At 59.6% G+C, this 24,002-nt stretch carries 19 protein-coding genes; 7 read left to right on the forward strand and 12 right to left on the reverse strand.

Annotated elements, in window-relative coordinates:
• Positions 1 to 21: 21 nt before the first annotated feature.
• The 12 genes from ACURWW_RS00465 to tagH all read right to left on the reverse strand — a co-directional run bounded on the left by ACURWW_RS00465 (position 22) and on the right by tagH (position 15,152).
• On the reverse strand, positions 22 to 525 hold the full coding sequence (locus ACURWW_RS00465) for an ExbD/TolR family protein (RefSeq protein WP_445615040.1): 504 nt from the start codon (positions 523 to 525) through the stop codon (positions 22 to 24).
• The gene (locus ACURWW_RS00470; RefSeq protein ID WP_445615041.1) at positions 522 to 1,049 is read right to left on the reverse strand and encodes an ExbD/TolR family protein; all 528 of its coding nucleotides are present in this window, start codon (positions 1,047 to 1,049) and stop codon (positions 522 to 524) included. Before ACURWW_RS00470 ends, ACURWW_RS00465 begins: the two co-directional genes overlap by 4 nt.
• Complete coding sequence (locus tag ACURWW_RS00475) at positions 1,046 to 1,675, reverse strand: MotA/TolQ/ExbB proton channel family protein (protein WP_445615042.1); 630 nt, start codon at positions 1,673 to 1,675, stop codon at positions 1,046 to 1,048. The genes ACURWW_RS00470 and ACURWW_RS00475 overlap by 4 nt, the downstream gene beginning before the upstream one ends.
• A gap of 210 nt (positions 1,676 to 1,885) precedes the next feature.
• Positions 1,886 to 2,107 carry a hypothetical protein gene (locus ACURWW_RS00480; protein WP_445615043.1) on the reverse strand — a complete coding sequence of 74 codons (222 nt, stop codon included), beginning with the start codon at positions 2,105 to 2,107 and terminating at the stop codon, positions 1,886 to 1,888.
• A 20-nt stretch (positions 2,108 to 2,127) separates the two neighbouring features.
• A complete protein-coding gene (locus ACURWW_RS00485) occupies positions 2,128 to 4,737 on the reverse strand; it encodes a protein kinase domain-containing protein (protein WP_445615044.1) in 2,610 nt (869 codons plus the stop codon).
• A 15-nt stretch (positions 4,738 to 4,752) separates the two neighbouring features.
• The gene (locus ACURWW_RS00490) at positions 4,753 to 5,529 is read right to left on the reverse strand and encodes a PP2C family protein-serine/threonine phosphatase (protein ID WP_445615045.1); all 777 of its coding nucleotides are present in this window, start codon (positions 5,527 to 5,529) and stop codon (positions 4,753 to 4,755) included.
• The gene (tagF, locus tag ACURWW_RS00495; RefSeq protein WP_445615046.1) at positions 5,522 to 6,280 is read right to left on the reverse strand and encodes a type VI secretion system-associated protein TagF; all 759 of its coding nucleotides are present in this window, start codon (positions 6,278 to 6,280) and stop codon (positions 5,522 to 5,524) included. Before tagF ends, ACURWW_RS00490 begins: the two co-directional genes overlap by 8 nt.
• A complete protein-coding gene (gene tssM / locus ACURWW_RS00500; protein WP_445615047.1) occupies positions 6,281 to 9,868 on the reverse strand; it encodes a type VI secretion system membrane subunit TssM in 3,588 nt (1,195 codons plus the stop codon).
• A 75-nt stretch (positions 9,869 to 9,943) separates the two neighbouring features.
• Entirely contained in the window at positions 9,944 to 10,834 is an 891-nt protein-coding gene (icmH, locus tag ACURWW_RS00505) for a type IVB secretion system protein IcmH/DotU (protein WP_445615049.1), read from the reverse strand.
• 720 nt (positions 10,835 to 11,554) lie between these two features.
• Complete coding sequence (gene tssK, locus ACURWW_RS00510) at positions 11,555 to 12,889, reverse strand: type VI secretion system baseplate subunit TssK (RefSeq protein ID WP_445615050.1); 1,335 nt, start codon at positions 12,887 to 12,889, stop codon at positions 11,555 to 11,557.
• 98 nt (positions 12,890 to 12,987) lie between these two features.
• Entirely contained in the window at positions 12,988 to 13,491 is a 504-nt protein-coding gene (gene tssJ / locus ACURWW_RS00515) for a type VI secretion system lipoprotein TssJ (protein WP_445615051.1), read from the reverse strand.
• Positions 13,492 to 13,493: 2 nt separating this feature from the next.
• On the reverse strand, positions 13,494 to 15,152 hold the full coding sequence (tagH, locus tag ACURWW_RS00520) for a type VI secretion system-associated FHA domain protein TagH (protein WP_445615052.1): 1,659 nt from the start codon (positions 15,150 to 15,152) through the stop codon (positions 13,494 to 13,496).
• 495 nt (positions 15,153 to 15,647) lie between these two features.
• On the opposite strand from tagH, the gene tssA reads away from it, so the two are divergent.
• The 7 genes from tssA to tssG all read left to right on the forward strand — a co-directional run bounded on the left by tssA (position 15,648) and on the right by tssG (position 23,978).
• Positions 15,648 to 16,763: a type VI secretion system protein TssA gene (gene tssA, locus ACURWW_RS00525; RefSeq protein ID WP_445615053.1), complete on the forward strand. Its 1,116-nt coding sequence runs from the start codon at positions 15,648 to 15,650 to the stop codon at positions 16,761 to 16,763.
• A gap of 29 nt (positions 16,764 to 16,792) precedes the next feature.
• Entirely contained in the window at positions 16,793 to 17,320 is a 528-nt protein-coding gene (tssB, locus tag ACURWW_RS00530; RefSeq protein ID WP_445615054.1) for a type VI secretion system contractile sheath small subunit, read from the forward strand.
• Entirely contained in the window at positions 17,310 to 18,806 is a 1,497-nt protein-coding gene (gene tssC, locus ACURWW_RS00535; protein WP_445615055.1) for a type VI secretion system contractile sheath large subunit, read from the forward strand. The genes tssB and tssC (ACURWW_RS00535) overlap by 11 nt, the downstream gene beginning before the upstream one ends.
• A 214-nt stretch (positions 18,807 to 19,020) precedes the next feature.
• The gene (gene tssC, locus ACURWW_RS00540; RefSeq protein ID WP_445615056.1) at positions 19,021 to 20,535 is read left to right on the forward strand and encodes a type VI secretion system contractile sheath large subunit; all 1,515 of its coding nucleotides are present in this window, start codon (positions 19,021 to 19,023) and stop codon (positions 20,533 to 20,535) included.
• Between the two features lie 32 nt (positions 20,536 to 20,567).
• Entirely contained in the window at positions 20,568 to 21,065 is a 498-nt protein-coding gene (tssE, locus tag ACURWW_RS00545; RefSeq protein ID WP_445615057.1) for a type VI secretion system baseplate subunit TssE, read from the forward strand.
• Positions 21,058 to 22,893, forward strand: coding sequence for a type VI secretion system baseplate subunit TssF (gene tssF / locus ACURWW_RS00550; RefSeq protein WP_445615058.1), 1,836 nt, complete (start codon positions 21,058 to 21,060; stop codon positions 22,891 to 22,893). Before tssE ends, tssF begins: the two co-directional genes overlap by 8 nt.
• Complete coding sequence (tssG, locus tag ACURWW_RS00555) at positions 22,857 to 23,978, forward strand: type VI secretion system baseplate subunit TssG (protein WP_445615059.1); 1,122 nt, start codon at positions 22,857 to 22,859, stop codon at positions 23,976 to 23,978. Before tssF ends, tssG begins: the two co-directional genes overlap by 37 nt.
• Positions 23,979 to 24,002: the final 24 nt, after the last annotated feature.

Raw genomic sequence — 24,002 nt, forward strand, 5'->3', positions numbered from 1 at the left:
CAGAATGCGGTTGCAATCAGCTCAGCCCTCCGGCTTGAGGATCTGATTGGCCGCGAAGGCAATCTGCGTGTAGCCGGCGTGTCGACAGGTTTGCAGGATTTTCTTGATCACCTGATACGGAATGTCCTCGTGCCCCATGACTGTGACGCTCCGCCCGTCCGCGGGGGCGGCGGAATTGGGGATCGCGTCTCCACCGGCCAGAAAGAGTAATTCCTCCTTCAGCGGTTCAATCACATCCTCCGTCTGTTGGAGCGCCTCAGCGAGGCTGGCAACAAGAACACCCTGCACCAGAATCTGCTCGCGGGTAATGGCGATGGTGAGGGATTCTTCCGGCACGACTTCGGAAATGGACTCCGGAAGCCGTAGCTCCTTATTGTTCGGCAACTGCTGGCTGTTGGACGAGTTCACCAGAAGGAAGAACACCAGAATGGTGAAGATGTCCATCAGGGATACCAGATTCAGCCCCGGCGACCGCGCCATCTGGTGGTGCCGATCCATCCGCCGGGCACGACGTGACATTTTCATTGGCTTGCTCCTGCCTGGGTGGCGGCCCCGGACTGTGGCGGCGCATCGCCGATGGAAATATTCGGAAACAGCTCTACCGACTCCAGGCTTGCCACCTCCACCACCTGCGTGGACCGCACGTGGTCCATGACCGCGATCATGGTCTTATAACTGGTGCCCGGCTCCAGCAGCAGAGTGATGCTCTGTTCCTCGGGAAAGCGCCGTTTGATCTCCAACAGAACCTCGCCGAACAACTGCCAGTTGTCCTCGCCACCGGTGCGCTCGATGCTCCGGATCAGGCCCAGGCTGGCGTCGGCGAGGTCGAAACTATCCTCGCGCACAATCAACTGGAGGGACAGGTCCACAGGTTCCTGGCTCTCCTGATTGTCTGCATCGAGACCGGGAAGATTCAGTTCCAACACGGTCATCCGTGAGAACACGGCAGTGATCAGCAGGAAGGGAACCAGGATCACCATCAGGTTCAAAAAAGCCGTGATGTTGAGCTCAACGGTCTCCTGCAAGTAGCGTCGACGGGCGAATCTCATTGGGCGCTCTGCTCACGATCCATCAGGTTCGCACACTTGACCGCCGCCATCTCGATGGTGTCGATGAGCTTGCTGGTTTTGGTGGCCAGGAAGGAATGAAACAGCAGCAAGGGAATGGCAACCACAAGGCCGAAGGCGGTGGTGTTCATGGCCACCGAAATACTGGCTGACAGCATGTTGGCCTTCTCCGCCGGGTCCGCCTGTGCAACGGCGGTAAATGCCTGGATCAAACCAATAATGGTACCCAGCAGCCCAAGCAGAGTCGCGACGTTGGCAAGGGTTGCCAGATAGTGAGTGCGCTGGGAGAGCTGAGGCATGACCTCCATGACCCCCTCTTCCATGGCCGATTCCAGTTGCTCCCGCTTCACGCTGGGTTTCAAGCGGGCAAAGCCATAAGCCAATACCCGGGCCATTGGGTTATCCCCTTTGGCCACCGCTTGCCTGGCGCGGTCGAAGTCGTTGGCGCGCAGCATGGGGTTAACCTTCTGCCAGGTTTTTTTGGCTGCATTGTCTGCGCGCAGCAGATAGATGAAGCGGTCCACCACGATGGCGAGTCCCAGGGCCATGACCACGAGAATGGGATACATGAAGGTGCCACCGGATTGAAAAAGCTTGACGAGTTCCATACCTGTTCCTGCTTGTGCGTTGGGCGGATCGATGTTGATGAAACCGGCAGGTTCAGGGTGATTGCCTGATACCTGCCGGGGCCGAACCTGCTTGCCCGGCCTGCAAGTCAAACCGGTCACGGTTCGACTTGCGTTGGAGGTTTGCGGCTCCTGCCGCAAACCCGTGTGCTCAGTTTTTATGGGGCTCAGTTGCTATCAGGTTCCATGAGCTCAGTTTCCATGGCGTGCCCAGGTTCCACCCGGGCGCGGCTGGGTGCGCTCGGAGTCGGTGCGGTCCGCGCGGGAAAAGCCGTTGTACCGCCTGTCCATGCGATCAATAAGGGCCCTGCGCCGGGCGCGGTACTCGATGGTGGAAATGCGCCCTTCCAGGTGATCGCGGCACAGGCTTGTGATCGCTTCCGAGTCGTCGCTGGTCAAAGTTCTGTACTCCATCGTTGCATCTGCACGCATTCTCACCCGTCCACTTCCCGCAACACCCTGAACCCGGTCACGGGATCGGGCTCTCCGCTGTGGGGCGTGCTGTGCTGTACGGTGCATTCGTCCATGGCCGTTTCAAAAGAACCGCCCATGGCAAGGTAGCGCCCTCCCCGATCGGAAACCCATTCCCGCGCGTTGCCCAGATGGTTCACCAGGCCCCAGCGATTCTTCTGGCCGATGGAGGCCTTGACCAGGGCGTTGCCCTTGCTGATGCCACGGGAATTGAGGTGGCAGTTGCGATTCGAATCCACTCGGCTGCCCTGCGCGCCCGCCGCATGCTGCCATTCCGCTTTGGTGGGCAAGCGGTAGCGGCGACCCGATTGCTCGCTGAGCCAGTTGAGGTAGCCCCTGGCCGCGGCGAGAGAGATGTTATGCGCAGGCAGGCTCCTGTCCGCCGCTTCGTTGGCCGCGCACTTGCCGGTGGCCGAACAGAATTCATTGAACTCCCTGACCGTCACTTCAAACTGGCCAATGGCAAACGTTTTGATGGCACCAGTGCCCGGGATCACCACCATGGTGGGCGGGTTGCGAACATCGCGCGCCTTGTCGCTGCAGGTGGCGCCGCGCCCGCGCGCTCCGGCTCCCGCCAGGGACGGACCACAGGGGTCGCGGGGCACGATGTTAATGCCAGCAATAGTGGCGTTGCGCGGAAACAGCCGCATGGCGGCGCGCTTGGCATCCTCCGCCCGTTCCGGAAAGGCAGCGCCGATCTTTTCCAGACACAGTGCAAGGCTGCGGGTTATTCTGGGTTCCTCCACCGAGTAGCGTTGACTGCTGATGGTCCGCAGCTGGCCGACTGCAATCCCGAAATCCTTGATGTCGATGGTGGTGTGGCATTGCAACTGGCGATCGACGTTGGCGAGGGCGGAGTCGAACTCATCATTCTTTCTGGCCTGCTCCTTCGCCTGTTCCGCCGCACGGCGCCGCTCTTCGGCGAGGGCTTGCTGTCTCTCGCTCTCCTGAGCTTTTGCTTTTTGCTGGGCGAGCCGGGCCGCCTCGATTTTTGCTTGGAAGGCCTCAAGTGCCACCGGGTCGGAGGTATAGCGAGCGGCGTTGTCCACCAATCTCCCGGCCCGCTGCAAATCCACGGCCTGCAGTTTTTGGTCGATCTCCTGAAGGTACAGCTCGTAGAACGCCGACTCTTTCGCCAGCAGCCACTCATCCTCCCCGAGCAGCGCGCGGAGCTCCTGCACATCGTTCCACAGATCCGCTTCCCAGGCTGCGGAAAACTCCGCGGTCTCGTAGAGGGTTTCCAGAGCTTCCTTTTTTAATTCGATGCGAAGGTTCCGCTCGATTTCGCTGCGGAACTGATCTTCGGAAAACGGGTTCTGCTCCTGGGGCCAGTATTGAAAGGCCGCTCCGCCCGCGACCCCGAGCAGTAGCAGAAACCCCGCGGCGATCTTGCCCGTGTGGCTGGCCTTGCGGGTCAGCTCTCGCCAGAAGGCGTCCACGGATTCGGTGCGGTTGGCGCGCTCGAAGGCCAGTGCCCGCTCGATGGCGCGCCACTGGGATTTTTTGAGACCGGCGATGCGCTTGGGCCGGATACCCTGCCGTTGCGCTTCGTCCGCGTGCATCCGGTTATAGGGGTGCTCGCCGGTGAACAGCTCGTAGGCGATGCAGCCCAGCGCGTAGATATCGTCGCGCACGTCGGGGGTTTTGCCCTCGAGCATTTCCAGGCTCGCGTAGGCGGGGGTCAGCGCGCCCAGCGTGCCCGCGTCGAAAACCGTGCGATCATCCTTGCTCTCCTCCCGGTTCTCGGCCTTTGCCACAGCGCGGGCAATACCGAAATCAAAAACCTTGGCGGTGCCGCTGCTGGTGACAAAAATGTTGCCCGGCTTGAAGTCCGAGTGGATGACGCTCTGTTCGTGGGCGTGAGTCAGTGCCGCGCTGATGCCTTCGAGAATCTGCCAGATGGTTTCCGTGGGCAGCCCAACCCCGCGATACTGGCTGATCAGTTTGTCCAGTGGAGTCCCGTCCATGTACTCCATGGTCATGAAGACCGTGTCCCCGTCCCGGTCGAAGTCGTAGACGCTTACGATGTTCGGGTGGGCCATGCGCTGGGTCTTGCGGGATTCGCGCTGCAGTGCGATGAAGGCTTCCGGGTGTGCCCGGAACTCATCACTCAGGACCTTGATGGCCACGTAGGGGTCCCGGTCCTGAGCTTCGACCTTCAAGAGGTCTTTGGCTTTGTACACGATCCCCATGCCGCCCGCGCCGAGCACTTCCTCGAACACAAAGCGGTTTTTGAGCAGGTCGTAGCCGCTGGCTTTTGCCTGGGCTCGGGCATCGTCGCCGGCCACGGCTCCCGCGTGGCGACTGTCAGCGCCCTCCTCGCCGGCCGTTGCATCCCCCAAGGGCTTCAGGGGCTGGACGCGGGTTCGGTCGTCGGGCGGCGGGGCCGGCCGTTTGAATCGGGTGGTATCCGCCGGCGCCGGTCGCGCCTCGGATTTTATGCGTGTTTTTTCGGGAGCGGTTGCCCTGGGTTTGAAGCGGGTACGGTCAGGCCCGGCGCCGTTGCCTGTATCCGCGTCCGCGCTTTCGGCGGTCGACCGGCCCGGGACTTTTATGACGGTTTTGTCGTCCATCTCGCTCATCGCACCTTAGGCCTGTTCCGACTGCGAGGGGGCAACGCGACCCGGGTTGCCCTGAACCACGATCACCGACACGTTGTCGGGTGCTCCGTTGGCGAGGGTTTTTTCAACCAGATCCGCCGTACTTTTTTCCACGTCCCGCTGCTCCAGTGTGGCGATAATGTCATCCCGGCTCACCGCTCCGTAGAGCCCATCGCTGCACAGCAGAAAGGTGTCGCCCACCTGAGTGGTGAATACATGTACGTCCACAAACAGGGGGCTCTCCACCCCGATCGCGCGCGTAATGATGTTGCGGTCCGGGTGGTTCTCCGCTTCCTCACGGGAGATCAGTCCCAGTTCGATCATCTCCTCGAGCTGGCTGTGATCCCGTGAAAGCTGCACCAGCTCCTGGTTGCGGAAGCGATACAAGCGTGAATCCCCCACCCAGAGACAGGCGCCCACCCGGTCCTTGATGACCAGCGCCACCAGAGTGCTGCCCATGGTGCCGGTTTCGAGTTTTTGCGCCGCCTCTTCAAGCAGTTGCTGATTGACCCCGAGCAGGCTGTCTTCCACCGCGTCCACGTAATCGCTGAGGGATTCGCGCGGTTCTATGGCATCCAGGGCGGTCACGATGGCATTGCTGGCCAGATCACCAAAATGGTGACCGCCCATGCCGTCGGCCACGGCCCACACACCCGCGTCCGGCCGGGCAATCACCGAATCCTCGTTAACCTCCCGTACCAGCCCCACGTCCGTACGGGCGCTGCTTGTCCAGGCGATCGGCCGCCGGAACGTTGAATCATTCATTCGTTACTTCCGTATATTCCCGGGCTTGTCCGGAAAACTTCATTCGGTTGGGTTCCGGCCATCCCCAGTGGGACCAGCGTCCGTCCATCATGGCCGCAAGCCCCTGCAAGCGGGGCAGCGCCCGGCAGTAAAAGAAGCAGGGCTCCACCAGTTCGGAACCGCGGGTCGCCCACACGCTGTAGCTGCTCGCGCTTTCCCGAATGGCAGCGTCCAGCAGGAAGGAGCAGGCGGAACCCAATTGCTGGGCCTCTTCGTCCAGTTCGATCACCGCTCCCCGGGGACCCAGCGCGACCGCCGGGCCCATGTAGGCGTTGCTTCCGTCCAGTGTGGGCAGGTTGATCTCTTCCACCAGTTGATCCACCACCAGCCGTCCGTCCAGGGCATTCAGGGCGGCGGTTTCCACCGCTTCAAACCAGGCCGTTTGGCCAATCAGCTCCAGCGGGTTTGCGGTTTTATCCAGGGGCCTTGCAATGGAAAACGGGAAATACCGCCCGACCCGGTCAACGCTGGGCAACATGATTCCGGCCCAGGCGTTCTGATCGATTACGCCTTCGGACAGGGCGAACCGCCAGATGGGACTGGTGAGATAGGTGTCCAGCCAGTTCGCCCCGATCTGTTCCTGAGTGCTGCCCACAAAACCCTGCAACCAGCCGTCCCATGCGTTGATGAAATTGCTCGCCAGATTGCGGTAGATGAAATCTCCGTGTGCGGGCAGCTTTCCGTACAGCCCAGCCATTGCGCTATTGGCCATTTATATGGACTCCGGGCATCTGAACAGGCCGATCAGGTCGTTCTTGAACGGGTTGTGAATACTGGTGGCCTTGCCTTCGAACACGATCTCGCGAGCGTCATCGCGGGTGCTGAAGGTAATCCAGTACACATTGGACTGGGAGGCCGCCTTGATACTGGCGTCGTCCATGAGCCGGAACCAGGCCCAGGGGCCGGTGTAGGTGGCCTCGGACACTGCGCTGTCCAGATCTTCAAAGACCAGTCGAACCCGCCGCGCATCGCTGTTTCCGGACCAGGTTACGGTTGTCCAGAATTTGGGGCCATGGCTGTAGGTCAGCCGCTGCTCGCCCAGGTCCAGGGTAAAGCGCGCGTCGTTGCGGTCCATGTTGTAGGGGCGCAGTTCCAGTTTGATGCTGGGGGACTCGCGGCTTTCACGGAAGAAGATGTTGCGAATCTCCGCGGCCCGCCGCAGTTGGGCGAGGCTGGACGGGGAAAACCCGATCGAATAGTTGTCAATGGATTTGTTCTCCCACCGGCCGCGGGTTTCAATGAACGGCTCTATGTATTCGCTGAAGAATGTGTGCAAAGTACCCTGAGGTTTGAAGAACGCGCTGAAGTCCGCCGGCGCCAACTCGTCACGGGCTGAACGGTGCAGGGGATATCGGCCGGCCAGAGCACGGCTGTAGCTGCCATATACCCGTGCCTGCCATTCGGCGTTGACGTGTTGATGGGCGCTTTCCAGCACAACCCGCCAACTTTCATCGGCCAGTGAAGTGAGCCAGCGGCGAACTGGATCCGGCGTGGAACGGGCATAGGCTCGCAGGCTGGTGATGGGATTGGATGCCCCACTCTGATAACGCGCCTTGGCAACCTCGAAGGATTTTTGGGCCGGGTCCGGCGCGAGGGTGATTTCCTCCACAAAGCGCTGCAACTCTTCGACCCGGCGCATGGTGGCTTCGATGGGCGCGGGTCCGCGGGGACTCTCCCGCAGCAGGAGGTTGAGGGAACGGAAACGCTTGTCCACGGCGGTTCCCTCCACCTTGTCCGCGAGCAAACCGCCCGCACCCGCCGCAAGCCTGCCACCGCGACTGGCAAGGTAACCGGCTCGCCCGGGAACGTCGCCGGCCTGATCCGCAGCACCGTCCAGTTTATCGCCGAGCACATCCAGCGCCGGGGTGAGTTCCGTGTTGTCTTTGCCCACGCGCAGAATGGACAGTATCGGCGAGTAGACCGGGTCCACAACAACCGTCAATGCTTCGTTCAACTCCCGCAGGCCACCAAACTGGGCGATGTCGAGGGAACGATACACCTCCGACCAGGCTCTGCCGTAGTCCGCCAGATAATGCTCCTTTACCTGCTCGCTGATTTCGTCCAGGTCCTGCTTGAGAAAGTCCACGCCCGCATCTTCTTCGTCACCGAGAATCCAGCGTTCGTTGACCACGTCCGCCACCGCCGGCGATTCCGGGGAAAAGTCGATCTGCTTGTAGGCATCGATGGTGTAGAGAGCCGGTACAGCCAATGCCTCACGGGTACGCTCATCGATTCTGAACGAACTTTTCACCGACTCCCCGTAGTAGTTCAGCATGTCGACGGGCCGGTTGTATTCGGCGTTGGATTTGAGCCGGCTGTACACCCGCTGGGAGACAGGCACCGCCAACAGAGCGGCGCGGGACTGTGCCACCACCCGTTCGTCGAGCGGCTGGGGCTCCAGAGGAAGCTGAAGCAAGGCCTCCAGGTGAGTTTGCAGCTCCTTCCGGTGGGTGCCCGCTCCGCGCAGGTGCTGGCTCCAGTGGGCCGCAAACCAGTCCGCTACCCGCGGCGCTTCCATATGCTCCACCTTGCTGAACATCACATAGGTGCGGAAGGTGTTGTAAAGGTCTCCTTGCTGCGCTCCGGACCGCAATGACAGCTCAAGGGTCTCGAGCAGCCTGGGCAGCAACAGTGATTTCAGTTTGGCCTCGTAGGCGCGATTGGCTTGCCTGTCGACGCGACCGTCGTAGAGTCCGATTCCGGACAGCCAGGGGTGGCTCTCCTGATCGTAGACGGTCCTGGCCTGCGCCAGTGCATTCAGGGCGGGCAGTACAGTGCGGATGTCGCTGTTCCAGCGACTGAGGCGCGCCTCTTCCTTGCGGAACTCCTCGACGTGCCCCGCCACTTCGTTCATGTACATCTTGTTGCGGGTGAGGCTCCCGGTCCAGGTCAGAACCACCAGCACGGTTGTGACCGCAAGCCCAACGTAGGCGGCGCGCTGAGACCAGCGTAGAAGCTTTTCATAGCGTGCATTGGAGCCCACCAGCTCTGACTCCGGGAAGATCACTTCGCGGAACAACCGGGAGATGAAAAAGCTTTTACCCTGCTGTGACGCAGACTGGGACGCCTCGCGGGAAAACCCGAAGTTGGCGGACACGGAGGTCATGAGACGGTCGATGGAGGTTCCGTCCTGGGTGCCGCTGGAGAAGTAAACGCCACGCAGGTAGGGCTGGTAATGGAAGCGGTTCTTGCAGAAGGTCTGGTTCACAAAGCCATCGATGATGGTGCTGAGGTTCTCCATCTGCTGGGGGAACCCCTGAATGGCCGCGCACCGTTTGACGTCGCGTTCCTGATGCATGCGAAACAGCACACGATCGTAAAGCCGGTGGATCAGGGTCGTCAGTTCAGTTTTGAGGAACTGAAAATCCGGTGCTTCCGAGGCCTTGGGTGCATTGGGCAGAGATACGCCCCAAACCTGCTCGCGCTCTTCACGGCCGAGGTCTTCAAAGAACTCGGCGAACCCGGAAACCATGTCGGTTTTAGTGAACAGCAGGTAGACGGGAAAGCGGATTTCCAGCTTCTCCATCAACTCGTCCAGCCGCAGGCGAATGGTCCGCGCCTGCTGGGCACGCTCCTCTTCGGTCTGGGTCAAGAGGTCGTGGAGGCTGATCGCAACAATCGCACCGTTGATGGGGCGGCGCCGGCGATTACGCTTGAGCAGCGACAGGAAACCTTCCCAGGCGGAACTGTCCACGACGCGGTGACTGTCCTGGGTGGTGTAGCGGCCGGCGGTGTCGATCAGCACCGCCTCGTTGGTAAACCACCAGTCACAGTTGCGGGTGCCGCCGACGCCTTGTACCGCCCCCTTGCCGAACTGGTCGGCGAGGGGAAAATCCAGCCCTGAATTCACCAGGGCGGTGGTTTTCCCGGAACCTGGAGGGCCCACGATGATGTACCAGGGCAACTCGTAGACCGCCTTCTTGCGCCCCCGGCCCTGAAACTTGAGCTTGCCGAGGGTTGCCAGGGCCTGGGCAAAGCGCTCGTTCATCTGGTGGATTTCTTCCGAGGCCTGGCTGGAGGCTAGGTCCGGCTGCTCCGCCTCGTTGTTCTCACCGATATCGTCGAGCAGCTCCTGGTTGCTCTTGTTGTTCCGAAGTTGAATTCGCAGGTTGTTCAAACCCCAGATCAACACGATCACCATGATGGTGAGCAATCGCGCGACCACACTGGACAGTGGCGCGCTATTGTCTTCGCCAAACTTTATGAGCGGACCCGCGAACCAGATCAGCAGGCTCAGCAGCACAAGGCCGAACACCGACATGACGATGGGATGGGTCAGGAAACGTCCTATTTTTTTCATATCCGTTCGATCTCGATAATCGCGTGCGCTCGTATGGCACGCGGTACTCGGTGCCTCATCCAGGGCTTCAATTGATTACGGGTCCTGCTGTTCGGGACTCGCATCGGCAATTTCGCCAAGCTGCTGCGCAACCGGGGTGGCGGAGTTGTACAACCAGTAGCGGAACCCGCCGTAGCCGAAAAACAGTACGGTGGCCACCAGGCTCGCCACCACCCACATGGGTATGAACTCCGCCAGAGACTTGCCTGTGTTTCCCAGACCCTGCCAGCGGGTTGAAAGGGAACGCTCGTAATCCCCGCGATAACGCCGGATGGTGGCAAACAGTTCATCGCGAATGTGGTGAAGTTCATCCCGGCCGCGAGCGGACACGCGGTACTTTCCTTCAAAGCCGAGGCCCAGGCAGATATAGAAAAGCTCAAGGATGTCCAGGTTCTCCGCAGGGCTTTGGCGCATGCGGTCCAGGATCAGGAAGCATTTTTCGCCACCGGAGGTTTCGCTGTGAAATACGGTCAGCAGTGAACGCTGGGACCAGGCGCTTTCACTTCCCCAGGGGGTGTTCATGACCGCCTCATCGAGAATGGTACAGAGCAGGTAGCGAGCCGAGAGGATGATTTCCTGGCGTATGCCCTGCTCCCGGGCCTGGGCCTCGAAGTTGCGCACCTCCTGAACCAGGCGTTGGTGCAGGCCGCCTACATCCGGATGACTCATGGATTGGCGGGTACGCTCAAAGACGGCGATCAGTGTGGACGCTGCGTTAACCAGGGGATTGAGTCCTTCACCGGCATCGAAGGCGAGGGGCGTATCGATCGGTGGTGGCGCGTGTGCTGCTCCCGCTGGCCGACCGGGCTCCGGAGCGGAATACCCCTCCGGTGAGCCACGGCCGCTTCTGCCCGGCCGCGGCCGCATGACGGTGCGGTCCCCACCAGGCATCGGTTGTTTGAAGACGGTTTGGTCGGAATCATCCATAAAAACGGTGTTCTCCAGGGCAGCTCTTTTTGTTCGGGTTTTGTGTTGGGTTACGCTGCGCTAACCCAACCTACGGGTTTTGCCTGTAGGTGCCGCGTGCGATTCGGCGCGCGTAGGTTGGGTTAGGCCGAAGGCCGTAACCCAACAACACCAATTTGGCATAACGGATCCAATCTTTGTTGGGTTACGCTGCGCTAACCCAACCTACGGGTTTTGCCTGTAGGTGCCGCGTGCGATTCTCGTGCGTAGGTTGGGTTAGGCCGAAGGCCGTAACCCAACAACACCAATTTGGCATCAACGGGTCCAATCTTTGTTGGGTTACGCTGCGCTAACCCAACCTACGGGTTTGGTGCTTGTAGGTGCCCCGCGCGCTTCGGCGCGCGTAGGTTGGGTTAGGCCGGAGGCCGTAACCCAACAACACCAATTTGGCAGCAACGGGTCCAATTTTTGTTGGGTTACGCTGCGCTAACCCAACCTACGGGTTTGGTGCCTGTAGGTGCCGCGTGCGATTCGGCGCGCGTAGGTTGGGTTAGGCCGGAGGCCGTAACCCAACAACACCAATTTGGCATCAACGGGTCCAATCTTTGTTGGGTTACGCTGCGCTAACCCAACCTGCGGGTTTGGTGCCTGTAGGTGCCGCGTGCGATTCGTCGCGCGTAGGTTGGGTTAGGCCGAAGGCCGTAACCCAACAACCCGATCAGGCATCAACGGGGCCGGCATTCAATGCCGCACCGCCCAGAACTCCATCTCGATGCCGGGGAAATCTCCGCCGAGATGCAGGGCGAAACCGCCGGAGGTCTGGAGCTCTTTCCAGAACTCGCTGTGTCGGTCCAGCTCGAAATAGGTGTAGCCGGAGCGGAACGGAATCTGGCGTGGGGCTACCGGCAATGGCTTGATAGCGATACCCGGCATGGCTGCGTTCACCAGCTGCCGGATGCGTTCCACCGGGCCGATCTTGATCTGGGCCGGGAGGCGGGTTCGAATAACATCGTCTTTCACGTCGGCCCGCACCGCGAGCACGTAGGTGGCGCTGGTGAGCAGCGAGCGATCGGCGATTTCGGAAACCCGGATTCCGTATTTTTTCTCCACCAGATTGAGTGCAATGGCCGTCTGCTCGTAGACCATGGACAGATATTCCCGCAGCACGCCCATTACCGGCGCAAATGTCTGTTGCAGGTCGTCGTGAAGGTAATCGGGAAGCGCGGGCGGCCGCTTGGATTTGCTGACAAAGGTGGACAGCTCACCGGCCATCTGAAGAAGCTCGGAATAAAGCGCCTGGGGATGCAGGCCCTTGATCTTGCTCAGATGCAAGACGAAGGGTTCCAATCGATTGATCAGTTGCAAGAGCATGTAGTCGGCAATTTCCGCGGTGCCGCCACGCCGTGCGTCGGCGAGGCGGCCGGCAATGGACTCCCCCCGGTGGTGAAGCAGGCCCACCAACTCGCCGATGAAACCGGAAAGCTTGGGAGCGGCCCCGCAGTCCAGGCAGGTGGGCAGGTATTGCGGGTCCAGCAAAACGTCTTTATCGTCGCGCGCCTCCGCCACCCGGAGCACTCCGATGCAGGTGTATCCGCTCAGGTCATCCGTATCGAGCAGCAGGCGCAGGCGCAGTTTGCCCACATCGACGGTCTGGCTATCGCCGCCTTCCACCGTTACGTCCCGAACCTGCATTTCCGAGGAATAATATCGGGCCAGGCTTTGGGTATTCTCTTCGGGAAGTACATCCACCGCACCGGGACGGCGGACCGGGATTGCAAGGTATACCACTGAATTGTGAATGCCGGGCGTGACTTCCATTACCGGGGGTGGCTCATCGGTCTCCGGAAAGCTGAACGGCGTTCCGTCGGGGAATACTCCGCTGCCGCGCAGCAGGGAGATCTTTCCCAGCTTCAAAAGCTGGGCGTCAACTTCAACGTCCTGAAGGCCCCAGGCATATGCACCGAGAGCTGAGCATTTGTTGTGAATGTAGCGTTCGAAGAAGCGGTCCTGCTGCTGAAAGTGCTGAGGGTTCAGGAACATCCCTTCGGACCATACAACTCTGCTCTCTAGCGACATATCGTTCTCACTATCCTGTTTTGTTCGGGACCGGAAGTCCGGCCAAAACTCAATCCTTGTGTGCCTCGGGACCTTTCCCCGGTGCGCGAGTCGGCTGGTTAGTCCACCATCGAAAGACGGTTTTCAACAATCCTGATCTTTGCGGAGTTGCGGAATACGTTGTTCTGGGTCACCGGAAACACCACCTTGTAGTCAGCGCCCTGATACTGGGAAAACTCCGCATACAGCGCCACGTGGGTTGTGCCCGGGCTCAGGACCAGAACTTCGTCCCGCTGCTCACCGGGGACAATGGGATTGAAGACCCGTTTACCCAGGAGGGTCCGGCCGAGAACCTTCTCGTCCCGTTCGTAGATATCAATAAAGTCGGCCTTGGCGAATCCCGAATCGGTGCTGAGTTCGTAGAGCCGGACGATCACCGGAGACGAACGTGTGTTGTGGTCAGGGTTGATGTTCGCATCGGCAAGGAAGGACAGCTTCAGGTCCGTATCCAGATTGAAAGCCCCGCCAACCCGGCTTTTCGACGAGCTGCATCCAACGAGCGACAGCAACAATGCCGCGAAGCCCGCGATAATCAGTTTTCCTGTAGATTTTGCAAGGATCATGGCTACTCCTGCCTGCTATTTTTTCGGGATGCGCTCAACTTGCGCAGCTGATCTTCATAGGCCTGCACGAAGTCGCTGCCGAACAGATTCTGAAAAGAGGATTCGAGATTGTCCGAGAAGCCCTCAAAGTATTCGCAGTAACGGCTCCAGTAGCGGCCCTTCTGAACCATGGGAAGCGCGCCGCTTTTGCCCTGCCGATTGAACAGCTCCTGCAGGATGTTCGGGTCAAACCGGGCCATCATTTTCTCGAAGCCCACACGGATGCCAGCAATCATTGCCAGTTGATGCTCTCCGATTTCCTGAAAGCTTTCACGGAAGGCTTCCACCGGCTCCTTGTAGGCCTTGCTCTTCTTCAGGAACATGTTCTCCAGAGCCTCGTCCACACCCACGGAGAACTTGAGCGGGTTGTTCTCAAAGGGCTCGATGGTGGTCACGTTCATACGAAACTCGTTCTTGATGCTGGTGCGGGATCGCAGCACCTGCATCATTCCCTCGACGATCTCCCGGACCAAACGCCCGGCCGTTTCGTTGATCTCATTGATCTGCTCATTGGTAAGACCAGTGGCATCCAGACCGAGAGCGGCAACAAAACCCTGATCAGCCGGGCCGGCCGAAGACCGCGCACTGGTATTTCCGGAAGGCACCGATTCCTGCGGGGTTGGATCTCCTTCGGGCACGCCGGGCCTGCCCCGGCCCGGAGCGGGCGCGACGACCGGCTGCTCGTACGTGCGTTCCGCTGATTGAACAGGCTCCGGTGCCGGTGCGGGCGGCACCGGCGAAATCTGGGGGTTTGGCGGTGCCACGCCTTGCGGCGCACCTCCCGGGTGAAGATCTCCCGACACCTCCCGCTGCGAAGGTGCCACTGCCACAGGTTCCGGCGGTGACACGGGGGGCTGCTGTTCGAACTCCGGAATCGGGGTAGCAGCAGGAGCAGCATCCGTGGATGGCCCCAGAAGGTCGTCTTCCCAATCGTCCGGGATCAGGGCCTGCCGGTTGGAGTCCGGCCAGCTGACAGCCTGATCCAGGCCTGGTGACGGGTCCACCTGCCCCATTCCGGCGTAAGGGTCCGGCCCGGCAAAGGGGTCCGATACTGTGGCGGCCCCACCGCCTCCAAAAATATCCTGATCTTTCCCATCCGGGAGGTCGGCCCGGCCCGCAATGTCCAGCGCGCGAAGCGGATCGGTGTTCTCCACGTCCGGAGAAAGGGAAAGGTCGTCAGTGGTCGGGGTGAACGGATCCGCAAAAGGACTGTTGCCGGAGCCTTGTGGGAAGTCCGCGAACCCCGGTCCTCCGATATCGTCGCCAGGGCCGAACGGTGAAGCCGTCGCGGCTCCCGCGAGACTCACGGAAAACTGGTAATCGCCGATCTCGAAAGTATCCCCGTCCGTGAGAGGCGCCTTTACGCCCTTGCCCAGTGGTTCCGGCGATCCATTCACGAAGGTTCCGTTGGTGCTCAGGTCGACAATGTAGAACTGATCGCCGTCCGCGACGATTTCACAATGACAGGAGGACAGGAATCGATCCGGATCCGGCAGAGACCAAGTGTTACTGCTGCTCCGCCCCAGGGTTCCGCCCTGTTGGTCAAAGGTATGAACGGTGGGTGTTGTCCCGGATTCGGATAGATTCTCCGGTGTTCTTATGAGCGTTACCTGCAAAGCCATCTGATCGATCTTCCTGAATACTATCGTAACACCACGCGCGTACCATCGCGCTCAAGCTTTCCGAACCTTTGTTAAATCGTTTGGGCGCGGACAGTTTAAAATCCCTGGCGAGCATGCGCACTATAATATCTTGCGACGAAAAGTCCAGACTCCACGAAAGTCTGTTGCGCATTCCGAACAGCGTTGACATTTTCTCAGGTGGTAGTTAATTTCCGCGATTGATTGTGCTAGTTTAGCGCGCCACAGCGTGACCGGGTTGTTCGATCGGATTGCATTTGATTGACTGTTTTTCGCGGAACGGATTAACAAAAAAGTCCGTTCACACCATACGAAGATTCCGCGAGAACAACACAAATAATACTTTCGTATGATTTCGATTAGCACCAAAGTATTAGACGATCTAATCCTAATTCATTAGATCCGTTTCAAATCAAAACAGAACCGATAGCGGACACATACGGAAACTGACGGAAACAAAAAAGGAACGGGAATTCCATGGCTTCGCCGAACATTATTGACTTAGACCGCCTGCTGGCCCCCGTGTCCGAGGATGCTCCCGCCGGAGCCGACATTCGCGAGAACTCCTCCCCCTCCTCCGATTATCAGCAACTAAAATCCGCGCGCACTGCCGCCCGCTCAGCGGAACGAAACAGCATTCATGACGGCAGCACCTCCGAAGCGGACGAGCATTGGCGCACGGTCATGAACCTCGCGCCGAACATCCTTGCAGAGCAAAGTAAAGACCTGGAGATCGCCACCTGGTATACGGAAGCACTGTTGCGCCGTCACGGGTTCGAAGGCTTGCGGGATGCGTTCGAGCTGATCCGCGGGCTGATCCAGAACTTCTGGGACGATCTTCACCCCATGCCGGATGAAGACGGAATGGAGACCCGCACCTCCTGTCTCGCGGGTCTGAATGGCGAGGGTGCCGAAGGCGTTCTGATTGCACCGATCCGAAAGGTGTCCATCACTCAGGGAGACGAGCCGGGACCATTCAGCCTCTGGCAGTACCAGCAAGCGCTGGAGGTTCAGCGCACCCCCGATGAGGAGACCCGCCTCGATCGGGAGCAAAAGCTCGGGTTCACCATTGCCGACATCGAACGGGCAGTCAACGCGTCGGAATCGGATTTTTTTGTATCGCTGCTCGACGGCCTTGGTGGTGCCATCGACGCGTACAAGCAGGTCACCCAGCTCCTGGACGAGCATTGCGGAGCGGCCGAAGCGCCGCCCACCCGAACAATTATCGAAGTACTCGAGGAATGCCGGGGCGCGGTCAATCATATTGCTCAGCACCGTCTGCCCTCCTCCGCTGAGGCCATGGCCGATGAAGGCGCAGCCACGCCGGAAGGATCTTCGGAAAGCGCGCCCGCTTCAGGCGCTGCCCAGAAGAGCGGCCCGGTCGCATCGCGCGAAGAAGCCTTTCGGCAGCTTTCTGAAATTGCCCGCTTCTTCCTGAAGACGGAACCCCACTCTCCCATTTCCTACGTCCTCGACAAGGCCGTGCGATGGGGAAAAATGTCGCTGGAAGAGCTCATGGTCGAACTTATTCCGGATCACTCATCGCGGCAGCATTTCAGTGAGCTCACCGGCGTCAAGACTGACGAAGATTAAAACCAACCGAGGAAAGAGGATTAGGGATCATGTCCGATAGCATCCACGATAAGCTGAAGCGGGTCAGGAAACCGCGGGTTCACATCACCTACGATGTGGAGACCGATGGCGGCGCCGTTGAAAAGGAACTGCCCTTTGTCATGGGCGTTATGGGGGATTACTCCGGCGATAACACCGACAACAAGAAGCCGCTGAAGGAACGAAAGTTCACCCAGATTGACCGGGATAACTTCAACGAAATTCTGGCGAAGATCAATCCGCAGCTCAACTTCAAGGTGGACAATCTCCTGGAAGACGACGGCAGTGAGATGTCGGTCAACCTGGACTTCAAGAACATGGAGGACTTCGAGCCCCATCGCCTGGTGGAACAGGTGGAACCGCTGAAGCGGCTGATGGATACCCGCAACAAGCTTCGCGACCTGCTCACCAAGGCAGACCGTTCCGAAGAGCTTGAAACCATTCTCGAAGACGTACTGAGCAATACTGACGCACTGGCCTCGCTGTCCGGCGAGCTCGGCGTTGATGGTGAAGAGAAGGATGACAACAATGGCGAATGAAACCGAAGAGGTATTGGCACCGGAAGCCGCTGAAGGCGAGGCCCAGGAAGTCAGCTTTCTAGAGCAGGCGATCGGAGCCACCAAGCAAACGCCCCGCGACGAGACAGAAGAGCTGTTGCGAACCCTGACCCAGGAAGCCATGAAAGGCACTGTGAAATGGGACAAGAACCTCTCCGTCACGGTCAACGCGGCAATTGCTGCAATCGACAAGGCCATGTCCAAACAGCTTTCGGCCATCATGCACCACGAAAAGGTGCAGAAGCTCGAAGGTTCATGGCGCGGCCTTAACCACCTGGTGATGAATTCCGAAACCAGCTCCCAACTCAAAATCCGCCTGCTCAACCTGAGTAAACGGGAACTGGGCCGGGATTTGGAAAAAGCCGTGGAATTCGACCAGAGCCAGATCTTCAAAAAGATCTACGAAAGCGAGTTCGGCACCGCCGGCGGACAGCCTTACGCGGCTCTGGTGGGTGATTACGAGTTCTCGTCCCACCCGGACGATGTCTCGCTTCTGACGAAAATGTCCAATGTTTCCGCTGCGGGCTTCTGTCCCTTTATTTCGGCATCAGCTCCGGAGATGTTCGGTTTCGACACCTTTACCGAACTGTCGAAGCCCCGGGATCTCGAAAAAATCTTCGACTCCGCAGAATACATCCAGTGGCGCAGCTTCCGGGACAGCGAAGACTCCCGGTTCGTCACACTGGCCATGCCGCGGGTATTGGCCCGCCTGCCCTACGGATCCTCCACCAAACCCGTGGAAGCCTTTAACTATGAAGAAGTGGCGACCGACGCGGACGGCCGCCAGCTGGCAACGGATCACAACGAATACTGCTGGATGAATGCGGCCTATGCGTTGGGAACCACGCTGACCAAGGCCTTTGCCGAGTATGGGTGGTGTACCAGCATCCGCGGCGCGGAAGGTGGCGGTAAAGTGGAAGGTTTGCCCAGCCATGCCTTCGTGAGCGACGACGGCGATGTGGACCAGAAGTGTCCCACCGAGATCGGCATCACGGACCGGCGCGAAGCAGAGCTCAGCAAGTTGGGCTTCCTGCCCCTGTGCCACTACAAGAACACAGACTACGCCGTGTTCTTCGGTGCCCAAACCACCCAGCGCCCCAAGAAGTTCGACAATCCCGATGCCACTGCGAACGCGGCTATTTCGGCGCGTCTGCCTTACATCATGGCGACCTCCCGTATTGCCCATTTCCTCAAGGTGATGGCCCGGGACAAGATCGGTTCCTTCATGGAAGCCGGGGAAGCCGAAGTTTGGCTGAACGACTGGATCAGCCGTTATGTCAACGGTAGTCCGGGCGCGAGCGCCGAAATGAAAGCGCGCTATCCCTTGGCGGAAGCCCATGTTGAGGTCAAGGAAGTGCCCGGTCAGCCTGGTGTATTCAATGCGGTTGCCTGGATGCGCCCCTGGCTGCAAATGGAAGAGCTGACCGCCTCCCTGCGGCTGGTGGCCAATATACCCAAGGCGGGCTGATAGTCCGCACGCAAGGCCGGCGGGATTCTGGTGCAAGAGGATGTTGCAGCAGATCCGCGTCGATGGGGCTCCCAGCGGGCGACCTCCAAGGATGGAGCCCGCCCGGTGCACAAGACCTCGCCGGCCTTTCCCTGGACCGCAATAACTGGAGTCTGATGGCTTATCCGGCCTTTCGGACTCCTTCGCCATTTCTGTCACTGTAACGGATTATTCTGTGTCAGCGTTGAACGAACAAAAAGCAGCGGAGGAATCGGGGGAAGCCACGTCCCTGTATGCTCTCACTTCCCGCCGCCCCTATGTGACCAGCTTGCGGGAGTTCCTCGCCGAGTCATCGCCGGCTGAGGCCCTGCGTTACTGGATCTCCGAGTTCGAGGACTTGCGTCGCGGATCATCCGCAGGGGATATTGCTGTTGCGATTCAGGCCTCCATCGCCCGCATCGATCACCAGATCAACGATCAACTGAACCGGATAATTCACCACAGCGTCTTCCAGACCCTTGAAGCTTCGTGGCGCGGCCTTTGGTACCTGGTGAGCCAGGCGGACGGTCAGCGGAATATCAAGGTCCGCTTTCTGGATATCAATTGGGGAGAACTGGCCAAGGATATCGATCGCGCACTGGAGTTCGACCAGAGCCACGTCTTTCAGAAGATCTACAGTGAGGAATACGGTACGCCGGGTGGTGAACCCTATGGGGTGATCATCGGTGACTACCAGGTAAGCCATCGCCCCTCCAGGCGCCACCCACAGGACGACGTGGCTACGCTTGCGGGCATGGCGGAGATTGCCGCCGCATCTTTCGCTCCTTTTGTGGCCGCTGCGTCGAGCGAACTGTTCGGGCTGGACGACTTCTCGACCCTGGGCATGCGCCTCGACCTGCATGCCATCTTTGGACAAACCGAATACGTCAAATGGCATTCCCTGCGGCAAAAGCCCGACAGTCGCTTTGTCGGCCTCACCCTGCCACGGGTACTCATGCGCAAACCCTACCGCACCCAACCGGGGAGCTATAAAGGCGTGTTCTTTTACGAACAGGTGGATGACAGCACCGGCGGTGGCTACCTGTGGGGCAACGCCTGTTACAGCTTCGGGGGCATTCTGATTCGCGAATTCGCCAGCGTGGGCTGGTTCGGACATATCCGCGGCGTCCCTCGCAATCAGATCGGTGGCGGCCTGCTCACAGACGCCCCGGTGTCCGCCTTCGAGACGGATTCGGGCGAGATCGCGACAAAACCGATCACCGAGGTTGTCATTACCGATGGTCTGGAACGGGAGCTGAGCGAGCTTGGCCTGATTCCCCTCTGCAAATGTTACGACCTTCCTTACGGGGCGTTCTACAGCAACCAGTCGCTGCAACTGCCCGCACGTCAGAGCACCCGAACCGGTGACGTCAACGCGAAGCTTTCGGGGATGCTGCAACACATTTTGTGCGCTTCGCGGATCGCCCACTACATCAAGGTGATCATCCGGGACAAGGTGGGCTCCTTCATTACCGCCGAGGAATGCGAAGAGTATCTGACCAAATGGCTGTTCCGGTATACCACCGGCCGGGAGGATCTCGAATGGGAAGAACAGGCCCGCTATCCCTTGCGCGAGGCTTCAGTCCGGGTGAGCGAACACCCGGAGAAACCCGGCCAATATGTTTGCGTGATCCATCTTGTTCCCCACTATCAGCTTGATCAGATGGTTTCGGAGCTGGAACTGGTCACTGAACTGGCCCAATCCGCTTAGCGCCGTCGGCAATATACGTCAGAGCATTCCCTATGGCACGACTGGACAAAAAGAAGCAACTCCGCCCCTCCATCCTGGATCGCCTGCTGGATGACGAGCCCCATGTGCAGGTGGAAACCGCCAAAAGTGCCCGCAATCAACCCGGCCACCTTCGGGAAAGCGTGAAGCGCGACCTGGAGAATCTGCTCAACACCCGCTATCGGGTGGTTGGCCCGCCGGAGGAATGCCGGGAGCTGGAACTTTCCCTGATGAATTATGGCCTGCCCGATCTGGCAACGGTCAATATTGTCAGCCTGGAGAAAAGCAAGGAGTTTACCCGCCGCCTTGAAACCATCCTCAAGGAGTATGAGCCCAGGTTCAAATCAATCAGGGTTCAGAACGTGGAGGCCAAGGACCGAAGCGACCGAACCCTAAGGTTCCGCATCGACGCCACACTCTATGCAGACCCGGCGCCGGAGGTGGTGGTGTTCGACTCGACCCTGGACCCGGTATCGCGAACGGTCAACGTGGAAGAATCACAATATGGCTGATGAACTACTCGCCTATTACGAGAAAGAGCTGGCCTACATCCGGCAGTTGGGTGCGGCGTTCTCCGCGGAGCACCCGAAAATCGCCGGACGACTCGGGATTAGCACGGATACCATCGAGGATCCGCATGTTTCCCGTCTGATCGAGAGCTTTGCCTATCTGAACGCCCGCGTTCAGCACAAACTCGACGACGATTTCCCGGAGCTGAGCGATGCTTTGCTGGGTGTTCTGTATCCCCACTACCAGCGTCCGATCCCCTCCATGTCCATCGTGCAGTTCGTGGCGGATCGGGAGCAACTGGACGCGCCTTACACCGTCGAGAAGGGAACCCTGCTGGAAACGGAGCACTTTCAGGGCGAGAACTGCCGCTTTTCCACTGTGTATCCCACGGAACTGCTGCCCATCTCGGTGACCGACGCGAGCCTCATGGGACGGCCGTTCAGTACCCCCGGGGCATCGTCGGTACGCGGAGCGGGCGGCGTGCTCCGGCTGAAGATTGAAACCTACAACGACGACATCACGTTCACAGACCTCAAGCCGAACCGGCTGCGTTTGTATCTGAAAGGGCAACCGCAGCACATTCATCCCCTTTACGAGATGCTGCTGCGCGGCTGCCACAATGTGGTCGCGACCACTTCGGAAGCGGACACCGCGCCCGTTTACCTGGGGCGCGACGCGATCCAGCCGGTGGGCTTTGGTGGTGATGAGGGCATGCTCCCCTACCCGCCCTCCTCGTTTATTGGATACCGTCTGCTGACCGACTTCTTCGCCTTTCCGGAGAAGTTCATGTTCCTGGACATTGTGGGGCTCGCCGAGCGCATGCCGGCGGACGCCGGTTCTGAGCTCAACCTCTACATCTATGTGGACGAGTCCGATGTGGAGTTGGAGCATAACGTAGACGCGGGCACCTTCGTCCAGGGCTGTGTGCCAGTAGTGAACCTGTTCAAGCACACCGCGGACCCTATCAAGATCGACCATACCCGGCTCGAGTATCAACTGGTCCCGGACTCGCGGCGGCCGGTTGGCTACGAGGTCTACTCGGTGGACGACGTGGTCGCGTCCACCTCCGCCGGCGAAAAACGCACCTATCTGCCCTTCTACGGACTGAAGCATCAACATCAGGACGACAGCGAGCACGCATTCTGGCTGGCATCGCGCCGCCACGCCAAGCTGGGTGATGGGGAGCGGGATGAAGGCACCGACCTGTTTCTCAGCCTCGTGGATCTGCAGCTCAACCCCAATGTGCCGGACGACCGGGTGCTGGTGGTCGACACCACCTGCAGCAATCGCGATCTCCCGGCCAAGCTGCCCTTCAATCGGGATCAGCCCAAACTGCAGTGTGTAAACGGAGCGCCACCCTGTGCGCGAATCCGCTGTCTCACGCAACCCACGCGGACCGTGCGCCCGCCGCTGCGCGATGCGGCGCGATGGCGGCTCATCTCCCATCTGAGCCTGAATCACCTGTCCATTACCGGAGGCGAAAATGCCACCGAATCCCTGCGGGAGATTCTGCGGTTGTACGACTTCAATGACTCGTCGGCGACCCGGGCGCTCATTGAATCGGTCCGCTCCGTAAGCGCCCGCCCGGTTAGCGCCCCCTTGAATATCGATGGTCGCGCGACCATGTGCCGGGGCGTGGAAGTGGAGGTGGTCATTGACGACTCACAACTGACAGGGAGCAGCGGCTATCTTTTTGCCAGCGTGCTGGAACACTTCTTCGGGCTGTACAGCTCGATCAACTCCTTTACGCGCGTGTTAGTGAAGCGCGACAAGAAAGAAGGCTATCTTAAAAAATGTCCTCCGCGAGCCGGCGAAAAGATTCTTCTGTAGTCGGGAAGCTCCTTGCTTCACCGCAGGCCTATTCGTTCTTCCAGGCGGTGCGAATCCTGGAGCGCGCCGGGCGTCTGGATGGACGTTCCGCGGGGCTGGGCCGCAGCCTGGGGGCCGGCAACGGAATTGGCGGTTTTGCTCCGCCGGCCCAGGAGCTGATCAGGCTGCAAACGAGCCCGTCTTTCCGATTTCCCGGGGCGGAGGTTCACTCCCTGGAGCGGGAGTCGGAACAGAACGGCGCCCCACGCTGGAACATGCGCGTGACCTTCATGGGGCTGACAGGCGCGATGGGTGTGCTGCCCTTTCACTACACGGAGATGGTGCTTCAGCGGTTAAGAAAGAAAGACGAGACACTCGCCCATTTTCTCGACCTGTTCAACCACCGGACCTTATCGCTGTTCTACCGGGCCGCCACCAAATACCGGCTGCCTCTGGAGTACGAAAAAAAGCCCACGCTCGCGAACGGGCCCGCCAGCGATGCACACACCCGAACCCTGCTTTCTCTGCTCGGCCTGGGTACCGGACGTTTGCATAACCGACTCGGAGTGCGGGACGAATCCCTGGTGTATTACGGCGGCCTGCTCACTCAGCACGTGCGAACGGCCACCGGCCTTCAGCAGATGCTTTCGGATTACTTCGACGTGCCCGTTCGCATTCGGGAGTTTGTGGGTCAGTGGGAGGAGCTGATTTCCGATGCGCGATCCCGACTGGGGTCGCGCACCAACCCAAAGGGGCAGAACGTTCAATTGGGCAGGTCTCTGATTTTCGGGCGCAAAGGCTGGTTTGCACAAAGCAAGATCCGAATCTGCCTCGGACCTTTGAACCAGGAGCAATTCCACCGGTTCGCGCCCGGGACCCGGGCGCTTAAAGCGCTCAATGATCTGGTGCGGCTCTATGTAGGCATCGACAAGGATTACGACTTTGTAATCGAGGTCAAGCGCAGGGATGTGCCCCAAAAAATTTCCCTGAGCAAGGGGGCCAACCCGCTCATGGGCTGGAACACCTGGCTGTCCAGCACAGGTGAACCGAAGCAGTACTCTCGTGAAACGCTCAGGATCACTGTATCGGCCAATCGGTTGAAGTAAGACTCCGTTGTCCGCCAACCCGGG

The sequence above is a fragment of the Gilvimarinus sp. F26214L genome (assembly GCF_054401055.1).

What these genes read in the sequence shown, in the direction of transcription:
- tssK (WP_445615050.1), bottom strand. Translation starts at nt 12,889, where the DNA reads ATGTCGCTAGAGAGCAGAGTTGTATGGTCCGAAGGGATGTTCCTGAAC.
- tagF (WP_445615046.1), bottom strand. Translation starts at nt 6,280, where the DNA reads ATGGCCAATAGCGCAATGGCTGGGCTGTACGGAAAGCTGCCCGCACAC.
- tssE (WP_445615057.1), top strand. Translation starts at nt 20,568, where the DNA reads ATGGCACGACTGGACAAAAAGAAGCAACTCCGCCCCTCCATCCTGGAT.
- ACURWW_RS00485 (WP_445615044.1), bottom strand. Translation starts at nt 4,737, where the DNA reads ATGGACGACAAAACCGTCATAAAAGTCCCGGGCCGGTCGACCGCCGAA.
- tssG (WP_445615059.1), top strand. Translation starts at nt 22,857, where the DNA reads ATGTCCTCCGCGAGCCGGCGAAAAGATTCTTCTGTAGTCGGGAAGCTC.
- tssM (WP_445615047.1), bottom strand. Translation starts at nt 9,868, where the DNA reads ATGAAAAAAATAGGACGTTTCCTGACCCATCCCATCGTCATGTCGGTG.
- ACURWW_RS00470 (WP_445615041.1), bottom strand. Translation starts at nt 1,049, where the DNA reads ATGAGATTCGCCCGTCGACGCTACTTGCAGGAGACCGTTGAGCTCAAC.
- tssJ (WP_445615051.1), bottom strand. Translation starts at nt 13,491, where the DNA reads ATGATCCTTGCAAAATCTACAGGAAAACTGATTATCGCGGGCTTCGCG.
- ACURWW_RS00480 (WP_445615043.1), bottom strand. Translation starts at nt 2,107, where the DNA reads ATGGAGTACAGAACTTTGACCAGCGACGACTCGGAAGCGATCACAAGC.
- ACURWW_RS00465 (WP_445615040.1), bottom strand. Translation starts at nt 525, where the DNA reads ATGAAAATGTCACGTCGTGCCCGGCGGATGGATCGGCACCACCAGATG.
- tagH (WP_445615052.1), bottom strand. Translation starts at nt 15,152, where the DNA reads ATGGCTTTGCAGGTAACGCTCATAAGAACACCGGAGAATCTATCCGAA.
- icmH (WP_445615049.1), bottom strand. Translation starts at nt 10,834, where the DNA reads ATGGATGATTCCGACCAAACCGTCTTCAAACAACCGATGCCTGGTGGG.
- tssA (WP_445615053.1), top strand. Translation starts at nt 15,648, where the DNA reads ATGGCTTCGCCGAACATTATTGACTTAGACCGCCTGCTGGCCCCCGTG.
- tssF (WP_445615058.1), top strand. Translation starts at nt 21,058, where the DNA reads ATGGCTGATGAACTACTCGCCTATTACGAGAAAGAGCTGGCCTACATC.
- tssB (WP_445615054.1), top strand. Translation starts at nt 16,793, where the DNA reads ATGTCCGATAGCATCCACGATAAGCTGAAGCGGGTCAGGAAACCGCGG.
- ACURWW_RS00490 (WP_445615045.1), bottom strand. Translation starts at nt 5,529, where the DNA reads ATGAATGATTCAACGTTCCGGCGGCCGATCGCCTGGACAAGCAGCGCC.
- ACURWW_RS00475 (WP_445615042.1), bottom strand. Translation starts at nt 1,675, where the DNA reads ATGGAACTCGTCAAGCTTTTTCAATCCGGTGGCACCTTCATGTATCCC.
- tssC (WP_445615055.1), top strand. Translation starts at nt 17,310, where the DNA reads ATGGCGAATGAAACCGAAGAGGTATTGGCACCGGAAGCCGCTGAAGGC.